The sequence below is a fragment of the Aeromonas sp. 3P genome, from assembly GCF_051919745.1.
GTDB lineage: Bacteria > Pseudomonadota > Gammaproteobacteria > Enterobacterales > Aeromonadaceae > Aeromonas > Aeromonas veronii.
The window spans coordinates 2,424,152-2,438,588 of the sequence record NZ_JBQBED010000001.1; the positions used below are offsets into that span (position 1 = coordinate 2,424,152).

12 protein-coding genes are annotated in these 14,437 nt (G+C 60.6%); 3 read left to right on the plus strand and 9 right to left on the minus strand.

Features of this window, described 5'->3' with window-relative positions:
* Window positions 1-72: 72 nt before the first annotated feature.
* The 7 genes from ACTG19_RS11075 to ACTG19_RS11105 form a co-directional block, all read right to left on the minus strand.
* On the minus strand, window positions 73-1,152 hold the full coding sequence (locus ACTG19_RS11075) for a tetratricopeptide repeat protein (RefSeq protein ID WP_439989079.1): 1,080 nt from the start codon (window positions 1,150-1,152) through the stop codon (window positions 73-75).
* A complete protein-coding gene (mshM, locus tag ACTG19_RS11080) occupies window positions 1,149-2,039 on the minus strand; it encodes an MSHA fimbrial biogenesis protein MshM (protein ID WP_193860616.1) in 891 nt (296 codons plus the stop codon). The genes ACTG19_RS11075 and mshM overlap by 4 nt, the downstream gene beginning before the upstream one ends.
* A 92-nt stretch (window positions 2,040-2,131) precedes the next feature.
* Window positions 2,132-3,799: a pilus (MSHA type) biogenesis protein MshL gene (gene mshL / locus ACTG19_RS11085; RefSeq protein ID WP_257687249.1), complete on the minus strand. Its 1,668-nt coding sequence runs from the start codon at window positions 3,797-3,799 to the stop codon at window positions 2,132-2,134.
* A 70-nt stretch (window positions 3,800-3,869) separates the two neighbouring features.
* Window positions 3,870-4,199 carry a SctD/MshK family protein gene (locus ACTG19_RS11090; RefSeq protein ID WP_236320268.1) on the minus strand — a complete coding sequence of 110 codons (330 nt, stop codon included), beginning with the start codon at window positions 4,197-4,199 and terminating at the stop codon, window positions 3,870-3,872.
* The gene (locus ACTG19_RS11095) at window positions 4,192-4,839 is read right to left on the minus strand and encodes an MSHA biogenesis protein MshJ (protein ID WP_204382501.1); all 648 of its coding nucleotides are present in this window, start codon (window positions 4,837-4,839) and stop codon (window positions 4,192-4,194) included. The genes ACTG19_RS11090 and ACTG19_RS11095 overlap by 8 nt, the downstream gene beginning before the upstream one ends.
* A complete protein-coding gene (locus ACTG19_RS11100; protein ID WP_005348605.1) occupies window positions 4,839-5,432 on the minus strand; it encodes a PilN domain-containing protein in 594 nt (197 codons plus the stop codon). Before ACTG19_RS11100 ends, ACTG19_RS11095 begins: the two co-directional genes overlap by 1 nt.
* Entirely contained in the window at window positions 5,432-6,295 is an 864-nt protein-coding gene (locus ACTG19_RS11105; RefSeq protein WP_439989080.1) for an MSHA biogenesis protein MshI, read from the minus strand. The genes ACTG19_RS11100 and ACTG19_RS11105 overlap by 1 nt, the downstream gene beginning before the upstream one ends.
* Window positions 6,296-6,382: 87 nt before the next feature.
* On the opposite strand from ACTG19_RS11105, the gene ACTG19_RS11110 reads away from it, so the two are divergent.
* Window positions 6,383-7,306, plus strand: coding sequence for a 1-aminocyclopropane-1-carboxylate deaminase/D-cysteine desulfhydrase (locus tag ACTG19_RS11110; protein WP_439989081.1), 924 nt, complete (start codon window positions 6,383-6,385; stop codon window positions 7,304-7,306).
* A 76-nt stretch (window positions 7,307-7,382) separates the two neighbouring features.
* On the opposite strand, the gene ACTG19_RS11115 is transcribed toward ACTG19_RS11110, so the two are convergent.
* A complete protein-coding gene (locus ACTG19_RS11115; RefSeq protein ID WP_162504463.1) occupies window positions 7,383-9,311 on the minus strand; it encodes an EAL domain-containing protein in 1,929 nt (642 codons plus the stop codon).
* Between the two features lie 504 nt (window positions 9,312-9,815).
* On the opposite strand from ACTG19_RS11115, the gene ACTG19_RS11120 reads away from it, so the two are divergent.
* A complete protein-coding gene (locus ACTG19_RS11120; RefSeq protein ID WP_439989082.1) occupies window positions 9,816-11,342 on the plus strand; it encodes an EAL domain-containing protein in 1,527 nt (508 codons plus the stop codon).
* Window positions 11,343-11,657: 315 nt separating this feature from the next.
* Window positions 11,658-12,755: a calcium:proton antiporter gene (locus ACTG19_RS11125; protein ID WP_005348596.1), complete on the plus strand. Its 1,098-nt coding sequence runs from the start codon at window positions 11,658-11,660 to the stop codon at window positions 12,753-12,755.
* Window positions 12,756-12,900: 145 nt separating this feature from the next.
* On the opposite strand, the gene hutH is transcribed toward ACTG19_RS11125, so the two are convergent.
* A complete protein-coding gene (gene hutH, locus ACTG19_RS11130) occupies window positions 12,901-14,433 on the minus strand; it encodes a histidine ammonia-lyase (RefSeq protein WP_259584335.1) in 1,533 nt (510 codons plus the stop codon).
* Between the last annotated feature and the right edge of the window lie 4 nt (window positions 14,434-14,437).

Here is a 14,437-nt window from a genome sequence, read left to right on the forward strand (position 1 = left end):
TTGCTCCGATCTCTGTTACTTCACACCCGTTGCCGCATCCGATTAGGCTTAGCTAATCGAACCTGCTGTTTATCAAGGGGTTAGTTGACCAATTCGTTGTTCCAGCCAGTTGGTCGACGCCTCGCCGAGGTTGCCGTGCAGCAAGGCGTTGCGATAGGCATCGAGCGCCCGCTGGCTGTGGCCCTGACCATCCTCGGCCACGCCGAGGCCAAGCCACCAGCGGCCCTGATCCGGCTGCTGACGCAGCAGCTTCACATAGAGCGCCGCCGCATCGGCATTCTGGCCCAGCTCCTGAGTCAGCCCGGCCCAGGTCGCGTAATAGTCCATGTTGCTGGCGAGATCCGGCTGATAACCGGACAACCAGCCAAGCGCCTGCTGCTGTTGCCCCTCGCTGATGGCAAGGCGGGCCAGCAGCAGACGAAAATCGGCCTGTTGGGGATCGAGCCGGATCCCCTCCTCCAGCAGCTGACGCGCCTCGGTCAGGCGGCCCTCGCCGTAGAGCAGCCCCGCCAGCTGCTCGCGCGCTCCCTGATTGTAGGGATCGTGGGCCAGCACCTGATAGTAGTTGTCCTGCGCATCCCGCAGGCTTCCCTTGGCCATGGCGGTAGTCGCCTTGCGCTCCGCCAGTGCCGCCAGCTCCTTGGCCGACAGCACCACCGTCTCGATCTTCAATACGCTCGGTTTGCGCGGCGCGCTGGCAACTGCCTGCTGCTCTGCCGCCAGTTCGGCGTAAAGCTCGGGCTGCAGCTCTTCATCGGTCGGCCCGGACTCGTCAACATCGCTGGAGGCATCAAAGGGCGCACCGTCGGCCATGCTATCCGAGTCACTCTCGCCTGCCTCATCATTCACCTCGTCCTGACTTGGCAACGGCAGCGCGGCCGCCACCTCGACCGGCTCGGGCTGGCTGACGGGCGCGGCGGCCCTTGCCACCACATCGGGGGCGATCACTTCACTGGCAGCCGTCACGATATGGGTCTGCTGCCAGTAGATCCAGGTTCGCCAACCAAAGATCCCCAGTGCCAGACCGCAGATCAGGGTCAGCAGCAACATCCACCATCCCTGCTGGCGCGCAGGGGCAATATAGACGGCAGCACCTTCGGATCCTTGCTGGCGCCGATCCAGATCTTTCAGCATCTGGTTGATGACACTCATGGCCAGACTCCATAAGCCAGGGCGCACCCCAGCAACAGTAACAGGGGCCACCAGCGCCGTGGCGCAAAGCGGCTGGCATCGTCGGTATCGCGAATGGCGAGCCGTACCAGATGGCTATCGATCTGACGCACACCCTGACCATAGGCCAGCATCAGGCACTTCTGCGCCAGGATATTGATAAGTCTCGGGATCCCTCGCGATGCGCGCCACAACAGACGCATGGCTCGACCTGCAAACAGCGGTGCCCCGCGGTAACCGGAGACCTGCAATCTGTGCTCCAGATAGGCGCGAGTCTCGTCAAAACGCAGCGGCCGCAGGCAGTAGGAGAAGCCAATCCGCTGGCGCAGTTGGCGCAGATGAGGCTTGGCCAGTCTGGCATCCAGCTCCGGCTGGCCGAACAGCACGATCTGCAGCAGCTTGCTCGATTCGGTCTCGAGATTGCCGAACAGGCGGATCGCCTCCAGGGTCTCGTCCGGCAGCGCTTGCGCCTCGTCGATCAGCACCACCACCCGACTGCCCTGCTGGTGCAGGCTGATCAGGTGACGATGGATACGATCGGTCAGATCCAGCTCGCTCTGATCCCGTACCGCCAACCCCAGCTCCAGCGCCAGCGCGATGCGCAGTTCGGCCGGAGTGAGGTGGGGATTGGGCAACCAGGCAAGCCGCACCGGACGCGCTTCCGAACCCAGCTCACTGAGCAACTTGCGGCAGAGCAGGGTCTTGCCGGTACCCACCTCGCCGGTCACCTTGATAAAGCCCTCCCCCTGCGCCAGCGCCCAGTTGAGCACCTGCAGCGCTTCTTCGTGAGGCGGCAGGCCGTAGTAGAAGCCGGTATTGGGAGTGAGGCTGAACGGTGCCTCCTGCAGGCCGAAGTGGGTCAGGTACATGAGACCTCACCTGCCACGGCAAGCAAGCAGCCTGTGCTGGCAAGGCAGCACAGGCCGTTCGGGATAAGGGTGACCGCATCTGGTGTCATGGGTCAGCCCTTGGCCGGATACCACTTGTCGAGCAGCTCGGAAGAGCGTTGCAGCTCGTTTTGCCAGGTATCTTTCTCCACCACGGTCGGTTTGAGCATGATCACCAGCTCCACCTTCTTGGTGCTCTCGCGGCGGTTGGTAAAGGCTTCACCCACCCAGGGAATATCCCCCAGCAGCGGCACCTTGCTGACGATCTCCTGCTTGTCGGTCTTCATCAGGCCGCCGATAACGATAATGTCACCGTTATTGGCCTGCACCACGGTATCGGACTCTCGAATGGAGCTTTTCGCCAACGGCAACACCAGCGTATCGCTGTCTGTCACCTTTATGGTCTTGGTTTGCTCTTCAGTATCGATAACGGAGGGATGGATATGCAGCAGCACCTTCCCCTCTTCATCGATCTGTGGTGTTACATCCAAAGAAATACCTGAGAAGAAAGGGGTCAACTCTACATTGGGAGTTGTTCGATCACCGCTCGTCGTGCTCACGGTTGTTGTCGATGCATTGGTGACGAAATATTCGTCCGTCCCCACCTTGATCACCGCCTTCTGGTTGTTGGTCGCGGTGACACGGGGGCTGGAGAGGGTATTCACATCGCCCTGAGTCTTGAGCAGGTTGACCGCTACATTGAAGTTGCCGTCAGAGACCTTGAAACCGGCGCCGCCACCCAGTGCAGTGAAGATCTGATTAGGGGTGGTGGGTAACTGGGTATTGGCCAGTGAACCGCCACCGGTAATCCCCTTGTTGCCATCCCAGCTGGCGGAGAGACCGCTCCAGTCCACTCCTTGCTCATACCCTTCGTTGAGGGCAACTTCAATGATCCGCGCCTCCAGCACCACCTGCCGCTTGAGGTGACTATCGGATTGATTCAGGAATTCACGCACAGCCTTGAGCTCTTTCGGGTAGGCGCGAATGGTGACCAGACCCGCCTGCGGGCTGGTGATCACCGCACGACCATCACCCGTGCCAATCAGGGTCTGCAGGGAGTCGCGCAGATCGGTCCAGTAGTCGCTGTTGGTATCGGTCTCGATACGGGTGCCATTGCTGCTGTCGCCGTTCGAGTTGTTGCCGGAGGAGTTATTGGTGCTGTTGTTGTTCGATGCACTGTCAAAACTGCTGTCGCTGCTGTTATTGCTGTCATTGGCCGTCACCCCGCCGGTGCTGACCGAGGTGCGGGAGAGGCCACGACGGGACATCATCAGGTAGTTGACCGGGATGGTTTCGGTACGCAGACCCGCCGGATAGATATGGAAGACATTGCCCTTGCGCTGCACGTCGAAGCCGTACATGTCGCCCACCACCGCCAGCACCTCTGGCAGAGTCACATCCTTGAGCTCGACGGAGACCAGCCCGGCCACCCCGGGGTGAACCGCCACGCTGTAGCGGGAGCCCTTGAACAGGGAACCGAAAAACTCCACCGCCTCCACATCGTGAGCCGCGATACGCAGCCGCTTCTCCGGCATGCCGACCGGCATCTGCGGCCGGTTCAGCTGCAGCAATTCACTTTGCACCGATTTGGGCAACGCGGTCAGAGGGGCAGCCTGTTTCTGCTGTTCGTTCATGGCCTGTTTGAGAGCATCCTTCGCCTGGGTCGGCTCGGGGTGCTGATACGTGGTACAGCCTGCAGCCATCATGGCCACGGTGATCAGACAGAGACGGTGTTTTTTCATGTAATTAGGGCACCCTGACTTGCAATTAAACTCGATAAAGCCGATTCACCTCTCGAGAGGCAAGCACGACTCAAACCCGGATCTTGCTGGCAAACAGTGTTACCGCATGGCGTTTTCCCGCCTTTTCCAGCACCACGGCATCGGCATTGATGGCCACCAGCGTATAGCCGTCCACCTGTTGTCCGACCCGATAACTCTTGCCATTGAGTACCGCCAGTGCCGGGCCATTGCCCAGCACCACACTCTGCAGCTTCGGCAAACCGGCGCTGCTCTCGCCGGTCGCACGGGCGCCAACCGCCACATCCACCAGCGGCGCGGTGGGATCCTGCAATACTTCGACCTGCTCCGCCTGTACCAGCAAGCTGAACAGGCAACAGCACAACGCAAACACTCTAGCCACGGATAAACTCCTTGCTGGTACTCAGGGTGTAGATCTCCATCTCCACCACCGCGCCGGGATAGGCTTTGACCTGATAGTCGAACTGCTTCCAGTAGAAGTGACGCGGCAAGGCTTCCAGCGCTTTAAGATATTGATACACATCGAAATAGCCGCCTTCAAGCTGAAGCCGGATACCATGCTTGTAGAGATTGACCTTCTGCTCCCCCGCCATCAGCGGGGTCGGCTCCAGCGAACTGAGGGCCAGCATGTGAAGGTTGGCGGAGCGGGAGAGCAGCGCCTCCAGCACCAGCGGCATCTCGTGCGCCGGGATCAGATCGACGGTCTGGGCCTTGAGCTCATCGTCGATCCGGGCCAGATCCGCCTCGACCTGCACCAGCTGGTCGCGAACTCCCTGATTGGGATCCCGCTTGAGCCGGGCCTGTTTGCCGAGGTTTTCCAGCTCCATGATCTCGAGGTCGCGCTCGGCGGCGCTCAGGGCCATGCGATCCTGCTGCAGGCGAGTATCGGCGCCATCGAGCCAGCCGTAGAGTCCGGCCGCGCCCAGCAGCACCAGACCAGTCAGCAGGATCAACACCCGCTCTCGCTGGCTCAACACGGCGATACGCTGGCCCCATGCCTGCCATTGTGTTTTCAGGTTCATCAGGGTTTCTCCCGCGCAATGCCGCTCAACTGGAAGGTCAGGCGACCCTCCTTGTCACGGCCGAGGGTCAGTTCACCAAACTCCTTGCCTACCAGACTCGGGGTCTGCTTGAAGCGGTTGACCCAAGCCGGCACATCCTGACTGCGTCCGGCAAAGCCGGAGAGGTTGATCCGCCCTTCGTTGATCTCGATGCGCTGCAACGAGAGGTTGCTGTTGCGAATGCGGGAGAGATCCGCCATCACGCTGGCGTAGCCCTGGGATTTTTGCAGGGTCAGGCTGCCCAATTGGCGCATCAGCCCCTGCTTGGCCGTCAGCTCATCCTGCTTGTTGACCAGTTGCTGTTGCAACCGGGGATCAGCCTGATGGCGCGCCAGCTCGGCATCGAGCCGCTGCGCCTCACTGCGTTTGAGTTCCAGCTCGGCAGAGCGCTGCGCCAGCGCCCGGCTGACCTGCTGCTGCTGCCAGCTGTAACCGACCCCCGTCAACAGGATCAGCAGCAGCGCAAAGCCCCATACCAGCGCCATCTGATTGAGGCTGGCCCACTGCCGTTTGGGACGAAACTCGGCGCCATAGAGGTTTATCTGACGTTTCATCACGCATCCTCCCCGATGGCGGCGGCATAGGCCGAGAGGTATTCGACGCCAGCCAGCACCCCCTTGTTGGCCATGGCCGAGACGGCAAAGCCGAAGGTCTGCTCCATGTGGCGCACCAGGGTACCGATAAAGGGCGAGGCGACGGCAAACTGCATCTGCCCCAGCTCGGGCAACTTCAGCTGGCCCGCCAGATAGTCGAGGGAGCGCTGGATCTCCAGCGCCAGCGAATCGAGCAACATACTGTCCGGTTCATGTTCGCCAGTCAGGCTGGTAAAACCGCGCAGCTGGCGAGAAAAGCAGAGCCCGCCCTGATGGAAGACCAGCAGTTGCAGATCCTGCCCCTTGGGCTGCCACAGCAGCATGCGCACCGTGTCATCCGCGTCATAGAGAGAGGTGAGCGCCAATTCGTCGCTGATGATGGATTGCAGGGTAGCGATGCCATTGATGGCATCGGCCAGCTGTTGAACCCGGCTCTTGGGCAAGCAAATCACATTGATGCGAGGGCGACCGGCAGGCGGGGTGGGCAAGTCCACATAATCCATCGCCAGTTGCAGCACGGGTTCGCTGACATAATCCTTGATGGCCCAGGGGAGCGCCCCCGCCATCTCGGCGTCAGGCACGGCAGGCTTGTCGATCTGGATCTGTTGATAAAGGCTGGCGGCGAGGGCCACCCGCACTTTAGACTTGGCCAGCCCATGACGGCTGAACAGCTCGTTCATGGCCACTGCCCACTCCTGTGGGCCGTTGATGGTGCGCGTCGCGAAGACGGGGGGATTCCCCACCGCAGCCAGCATGATCCTGTCATTGGCCAGCAAGAGCCCGACCTGGCGGCTTGGCGTCGACCGTCTGAACAGTTGTTTCATGTAAGCCCGCCCATCAATAGTGATTAAATGTATGAAATATTAACATAAACAGCAGATTAGCCTCCAGATTAAAAGACGGACTCACCATTGCAAGCCAACCTTTCCGCCGAGTCAGAGGGTCAAGCCATCCTCCCTTCCCCCCTGCAACGCCTCCACCATCCGTTGCTGACCCGCTATGGCGTCGAGCTGTGGTGCAAGCGGGATGACCTGATCCATCCGGCCATCTCCGGCAACAAGTGGCGCAAGCTCAAGTACCACCTGCTGCATGCCAAAGAGCACGGCAAACGGCATCTGCTCTCGTTTGGCGGCGCCTACTCCAATCATATCCACGCGCTGGCGGCAGCGGGGTGCCAATCTGGTCTTCGTACTACCGGTATCATACGGGGCGAATATGACGCAGTCAGTAACTCTACCCTGCGGGATGCCCGGCACTGGGGCATGGATCTCGTTTTTGTCGACCGCCAGAGTTACCGGCGACGGCAGGATCCCGGCTGGCTGGCCCAATTCGATGCCCCCGATACCCTGATCGTGCCGGAAGGGGGTAGCAGCCCGCTGGCCATCCCCGGGGTGGCGGAACTGGTCGGCGAAGTGCTCTTCTCGCCGGATCTCTGGGTACTGCCCTGCGCCAGCGGCGGCACTCTGGCGGGCCTGATCGCCGGCAAACGGGATCGGGAGCAGATCCTCGCCATTGCGGTACTGAAAGGTGGCGGCTTTATCGCTGACGAGGTGTGTCGCCTCCATCCTGCGGCTGCCAATATCCCCGGCTGGCGCATCGCGCTCGATCACCACGATGGTGGCTATGCCAAGTTCAGCCCGGACCTCTGGCAGTGGGTGCAGAATTTCAGCGCCACGACCGATCTGCCCCTTGAGCCTATCTACAGCGGCAAGGCGATGTGGGGTCTGTTTCGCGAACTGGCGGCGGGCCGTATCGCCCCCGGCAGCAGAATCATCTTTATCCACACTGGCGGCATGCAAGGGCTCGCCGGGCTGCGGGAGCAGGGCCGACTGTAATCCCTGCCTGACGGCAACCGCAAACAGCACCGCAAACAACAGAGGGTCGCCCCAAGGCGACCCTCTGTTGTTTATCTCAATCACCAGCCGGTTCCAGCACCAGCCGCTGGGGCTCGGCAAACCAGGGGCCCTGCCCGGCATGCACCCCGAGGTGGCGCAGCATCTTCCACTCGTCGCCACTCTCCACCCCCACTGCCAGCACCCGGGTGCGGGTATTGGCGCAGCCGCCGACCAGACTGCGTACCGCCATCTGGTTGACCTGACGGGCATGGATCTCCCGCACCAGGCTGGGGTGCAGCTTGAGGAAGTTGATCTCGAACTCCTTGATGTACTGGGTGCTCACCACATCCTGACCGGCATGATCGATGGCCAGCTGGCAGCCCAGCATCCGCAGGGAGCGCAGCGGCCGCTTGAGCGCCTCGAAGTGGCGGGTCACCTGGGATTCGGAGAGTTGCAGGATCAACCGCTCGTTGGTGCTGCGCGGCAGCTGGAACAGGGCGAAGAAAAGCCAGCGCTGGAACTCGCGGTTGAGCAGGCTCTGGGCACTGAGGGTCAGGCTGATGGGGCAGCTCTGCTCGGAGCGCTGGCGCAGCAGGGCGAGGGTCTGCTCCGCCACCAGCCGATCCAGTTGCAGCAACAAGCCCACCTTCTCCGCCATCGGCATGAAAATACCCGCCTGCAGGGCACGCCCCTGCTCGTCGTGCAGATAGGTGAGTAACTCCTGCTGCAGCACCACCTGCCCCCGATCCTGCTGGATCGGCTGGGTGTAAAATTCGATGCCGTGCTCTTCGAGACGACGGCTGATCAGGGTGCGCCAGCGTACCGTGCCCTTGCTGCTCTGCTCCTCATCCAGCTGCTTCTCGTAGAGGAACCAGCCGTTGTGCCCTTGCAGACGGGCGCTCTTGAGGGCCAGCTCCGCCTCCTCCTGCACCTTGAGCAGGCTGTCTTCTGCCTGATAACAGACGGCGCCGAGATAGACCGCAGTCTCCGGGTTGACCTCCTGCGGCCAATGCAGCCGTTGCAGGCTCTTGAGCAGCTGGCTGGCGCTATCCACCATCTCGCTCTCGGACATATTGGGCAGCAACACCGCAAAAACCTGACCGGCGTAGCGGGCCTGCAGGGCGCCGTTATGCTTGCGCACGAAGGCACCTATGGTGGCGCTCGCCTCCATCATCAAATCGTGCCCCAGCAGCTCGAACTGATCGGCCTCCAGCTCCTCCAGACAGGCGAGATCGATCAGCAGCACGCCGCCGCTCATCACGCTCGCCTCCATGATGGCGCTCTCCAGCCGGTTGTCGAAAAACAGCCGGTTGCCGATGCCGGTCATCTTGTCGACGAAGGCGTTGCTGCGAATGAAGTTGTCGAAGCGGCTGCGCTCCTTGCGGGCATCCGCCAGCTCGGCGAGCAGATGATCGAGGGCCTGACTGGCGGCCACCGGCCACTCTTCGGCGGGGTCATGACTCAGTTTGGAGAGCTTGTCATCGAGGATCAGCTGGGCGCGAATGCCCAGCAGCTCGGCCCCGCGCAACTGCTGGCGCAGCCAGCGGATGGAGTACCAGAGACCGAACACCACGATAAAGATCCCCAGCGAGATGCCGGACATCGCCTTGATGGAGTACTCCGCCTCCTTGAAAGGGCGCTCCAGTTTGAAGTTGGCCTGCATGCCGGCCTGATGGGGCAGCGGGTGGCTGTATGGCACCAGCAGCTGTTCGTCGACCGGATTGCGCACATCGCGGAACCAGTAGACTCGCTGGTTATTCTGGCGCACCTCCAGCTCTACCACATGGGCAGCCCGCAGCAGGGTAGGCAACCAGTGGCTCATATCCTCCATGTCGTGAGCAACATCAAGCTGCTTGTCGATCACTTCGACCAGCGCATCGACCTTCTTTTGCTGCAACTCCATGCCCAGCTCGCGAAAGCTGAACACCCCGCCAATCAGCACGGTCGCCATGGCTGCGATCACGCAAAGGGTGATAAATGAGACAAGCTGTGTAGTGAGTTTCATGCGCCTTTCCGTATGCCCAGCATCATCCATGTCGCCTCATGGTAGCAGCGGCGATCGGGCCACAGCTATGGATGAAGATCCCGCTTCTGCAATTTAAGCGGGCAAGCATAACCCAAAGCAGAGGGAGAATACCAAGGATGACGGGCTACAGACGCGGGAAAGGGCGGGATGACAGACAGAAAAATGGTCCCTCAAAGGGGACCAAAAGGAACACTCATATCAAAACTAACACTCTGTGCTACTGACAAAAAACAGATACAGGAGTATTGAACACACGGTGAGTCAAACCGCAGGGCTACTCTAATGCAGTTCGGATAAGCTGAGCAATTGTCATTTATGACAGGTCAGCGATTGAATCTAGCCAAAGTTAATAATAAACACATTTAAAATCATGTAGTTAAAAAATAAATCAACAAGTGTGACAACTCGGACTCAAATTGATTGCACTAATGCTCTATGATGGCTAAGTCCATTTGTGTCTCATGAAACTGGCAGGTACTTCCTTTGCGTAAATCACCCGTCTGGATCGCTCTGTTGCTGTTCGTCCTGCCTGTCGTGGGCAGCCAGTTTCTCGGCCTGTGGTTTGCCAAGCCGATGGCCTTTCATCTGCTGGAAGAGAAGGTTGTCGAGCTCAAGGGAGCCATGGCCGTACGCCACCGGGAGCTGGATGCCGCCATCAACAAACAACTGGCACAATTTGAGTTCAACTGCGGCGCCAAAGACATGGAGCTGCTGCGCGATCCGCGCTTCTACAGCGCTCATATCCGCCTGCAAGGGCTGGAGCTCGCCTCCGGCAACAGCTGCTCCAGCCTGGGGGTGGAGATCCCGCTGATCAAAGAGCTCCAGAACAGCGGGCAGAAGTTTGGCAAGCTGGGGATCACCGCCACCGTGGCCAAATATAATACCGAGCAGGAGCTGGTGGCCTTTTACCGATCCGGCGGCAACCTCGCCTACTGGGTGCTGGATAACAGCTGGAGCCACGACCTGCTGCAACACCCCTGCAGCCACTGCTTCTATCTGGAGTTCAGCCGACAGGATAACGATGCAAGCACAGTCCACTTTCCCCGTGGCGACAAGGAGATCAAACAGGAAGAGAGCAATATCAGCCTCAGTTTCTTCGATCCCAATGAACTCACCAAACAGACGGTCTGGGCGGGAAAAGCGCTGGAGCAATATGCCCATGACCAACTCAATCACTACGGTCTCTGGTTCGGTATCGCGCTCGGCGCCCTGTTAAGCGTCACATACTGGCTGCTGCGCAGCTATCGGCGCTCCCTCAAGGGACTGCTGCAAACAGGATTGATACGCAGGGAATTTATTCCCCTGTACCAGCCGATAGTGGATGCCCGTACCCACCAAGTGGTGGGATTCGAGGCGCTGCTGCGCTGGCAGCGGGGAAACGAGCTGATCCCCCCGGGCACCTTTATCGAATATGCAGAGGAGCAGGGACTGATCCTGCCGATGACCGAACAGTTGCTGGAGCAGGTGATCACTGACCTGCCGCAGCTGGCACCGGAGCAGTGGGTCAGCGTCAATCTGGTGGCGGCCCATATCGAGCAGCCCCTGCTGCGCACCTTGCTCGCTCACAGCCAAAACCCCTCACCCACCCGGCTCACCTTCGAGCTGACGGAGCGCAAGCCGATCCTCGACATCAAGGCGGCCACCGAGGAGATCACCCTGCTGCAACAGATGGGGTATCACTTCAAGCTGGATGATTTTGGTACCGGCTACGGCGGCTTTGCCTACCTGCAGAGCCTAGGGATCCGCCAGATCAAGATCGACAAGATGTTCGTCGATACCATAGGCACCAACGACCTCAAGCGCAGCGTACTGGATGCCATCATCGTCTTCGGTCGGGAATCGGGCATGGAGATGATCGCCGAAGGGGTCGAGAGCCAGCTGCAGGTCGACTATCTGAGCCAGCACGGCGTCTATCTGATCCAGGGCTACTTCTTCGGCAAACCCATGCCGCTGAAGACACTGACCCACTGGCAACGGGAGTGGCAGTCGCAACACCAGAAGGCCAGCTAACACAGAGATGGCAGGATCTGGCCGCGAAACAGTTTGGCCTGCGGCTCGACATCATCAGGTTGATGCTGGCGGTAGCGCCGTAACCCAGCCCAGCCCAGCCATCAGGCGGGTAAATCCCCCTGCAGACCCAGGTCCGGCTCCATGGTGAAATCGAAGCGGCTCCTGCCACCCCTTATTTACATTCAGCAACAAAATGATCTGCCCTGACGGGGATAACAACCTTTATCATAAGGAGCCGGTTATTGCGCAACCGATAACCGAGCAACCTGTTTATGTCATCCGGTCGTCAAGACCCCCAATAGAGAACCATTGCCTATGAAGACAGTTATCCGGCAAGAGATTGCCCTGCCCGTTGGCCTGCTGACCCTGCTCTTTTTCAAGACCCTGGGCAGTGACCTGCTGACAGAGACAACTCCGCTCGGGATCTATCTTCCTGTTTCGGCGGCACTACTGGCCATCGTCACCTGGGCCATCTTCTCGGTGGTGCGCCACTCCGATGCCCTCGCCATCAAGCTGGGCGAGCCCTTCGGCACCCTGATCCTCACCCTCTCGGTCATCTCGCTGGAGGTGGTGATGATCTCCTCGGTGATGCTGACCGGCGAGCCCAACCCCACCATGGCCCGCGATACCATGTTTGCGGTAGTGATGCTGGTGAGTACCGGTCTGGTGGGCTTCACCCTGCTGTTTGGCGGCTGGCGCTACCACACCCAGAGCTTCAATCTGGACGGGGTCAAATCCTATCTGGTGGCCATCATCCCGCTGGCCCTGCTCTGTCTGGTGCTGCCCAACTTCACCGAGGGCGGTGCAATCGGCAGTATGTCGCGCGCCATGTCGTGGATGCTGATCATCATCTCGATCCTGCTCTACGGGGTCTTTCTGCTGATCCAGACCCGCAGCCACAGCCACTTCTTCGTCGACAGCGATCACGAGGATTACGAGGAGCACCACGGCCCGCTGCAGAGCAACGTCTATCACACCATCCTGCTGCTCGCCTACCTGCTGGTGGTAATCCTGCTGGCCAAGACCCTGGCCATCCCCATCAACTACGGGGTGCATGTGATGGAAGCACCCGCCGCACTGGGCGGCTTTATCGTGGCCTGCATCGTGCTGGCCCCCGAAGCAGTCGGCGCCATCAAAGCCGCCTTCAACAACCAGTTGCAGCGGGCAATGAACCTCTACTTCGGCTCTGTGCTGGCCACCATCGCCCTCACCGTGCCTGCCGTGCTCTTTATCGGCTCCATGCTGGATCAGGAGGTACGCCTCGGCCTCTCCCCCGCCGATATGGTGCTGCTGGTCACGACCCTGATGGTCTGTAAAGTGACCTTCAGCAGCGGCCGCACCAATGTGCTCCATGGAGCGACCCATCTGGTGTTGTTCGTGGTTTATCTGTTCCTGATGTTCGAACACGAATAACCGCGTTCAACCAACGTCAGACACGCAAAGACCGCCCGATTGGGCGGTCTTTTGTCATCTGCTCCCGGCTCTCACCGGCGCCTGTGAAGCGGCTTCCCCCTCATCCCCCACCCTTCTCCCGCCAGGGGAGAAGGGTGATCAAGGCTTACAGGCTGGGCAGCACCCCGGCCGGGATCAGGTCGTTGTAGCTGGCACGGCCCAGCAGGGCGGCGGCCGCTTCGATATCCGGCGCGAAGTACCTGTCCTTGTCGTAGAAGCTCACCTCTGCCCGCAGTCGTCCCTTGGCCAGCTCGATCAGCTCGGTACTGCGCAGCGGCGCGCGGAAATCGAGCCCCTGTGCCGCCGCCAGCAGTTCGACTGCCAGAATGCCGCGGGTATTCTCCGCCATGTCAGCCAATCGACGACCGGCGAAGGTCGCCATGGAGACGTGATCCTCCTGATTGGCGGAAGTGGGCAAACTATCCACCGAGGCGGGATGGGCCAGGGTCTTGTTCTCAGAGGCTAGCGCCGCCGAGGTGACCTGAGCGATCATAAAGCCCGAATTCACCCCGCCGTTGTTGACCAGAAACGCCGGCAAACCGGACATCCGCGAGTCGATCAACAGCGCCATGCGCCGCTCGGACAGCGACCCAATCTCGGCGATGGCCAGCGCCAGGTTGTCGGCGGCGAAGGCCACGGGTTCTGCGTGGAAGTTGCCGCCGGAGAGGATCTCCTCGTCATCGGCAAACACCAGCGGGTTGTCGGAGACCGCGTTGGCCTCACACACCAGCACCTCGGCAGCGTGGCGGATCTGGGTCAGGCAAGCCCCCATCACTTGCGGCTGGCAGCGCAATGAGTAGGGATCCTGCACCTTCTCGCAGTTGTGATGGGACATACCGATCTCGCTGCCATCCACCAGCAGGTGGCGATAGCAGGCGGCCGCGTCGATCTGGCCGCGCTGACCTCGCACTTCGTGGATGCGGGCATCAAACGGCCGGCGGCTGCCAAGGGCGGCCTCCACACTCATGGCGCCTATGGTGATGGCACCGGCGTAGAGATCCTCGGCATGGAACAGCCCTTCCAGCGCAAAGGCGGTGCTCGCCTGAGTGCCGTTGAGCAGCGCCAGCCCCTCTTTCGGCGCCAGCGCGATGGGCTCCAGCCCGGCAATTTTCAGCGCCGTGGCGGCGTCGATCAGCTCGCCCTTGTGACGGGCCTTGCCTTCACCGATCAGCAGGCAGCTCATATGAGCCAGCGGCGCCAGATCACCGGAGGCACCGACGGATCCCTTCTTCGGCACAACCGGATAGACTTCAGCGTTGATGAGGGTCATCAAGGCCTCAAGCACCGTCAGCCGGATGCCGGAGAAGCCGCGCGCCAGCGAGTTGAGCTTGAGCACCATCATCAGCCGCACGGTAGCGTCATCCATGTACTCGCCAATCCCTGCCGCGTGGGAAAGCACGATGGAGCGCTGAAGCTCGTCCAGCTGCTCCACCGGAATGCGGGTGTTGGCCAACAGGCCAAAGCCGGTGTTGATGCCATACACCACCCGGTTCTGCTCGATCACCTTGGTAACCACAGCAGCTGAGGCGTGGATCCCCGGCAGCGCGGCCGGATCCAGTGAAACATGTACCGGCTCGCGGCTGACGCGGCGCAGGGTAGCAAGATCCAGCTCACCCGGAGTAATAGTCAATTCAAACATGGTG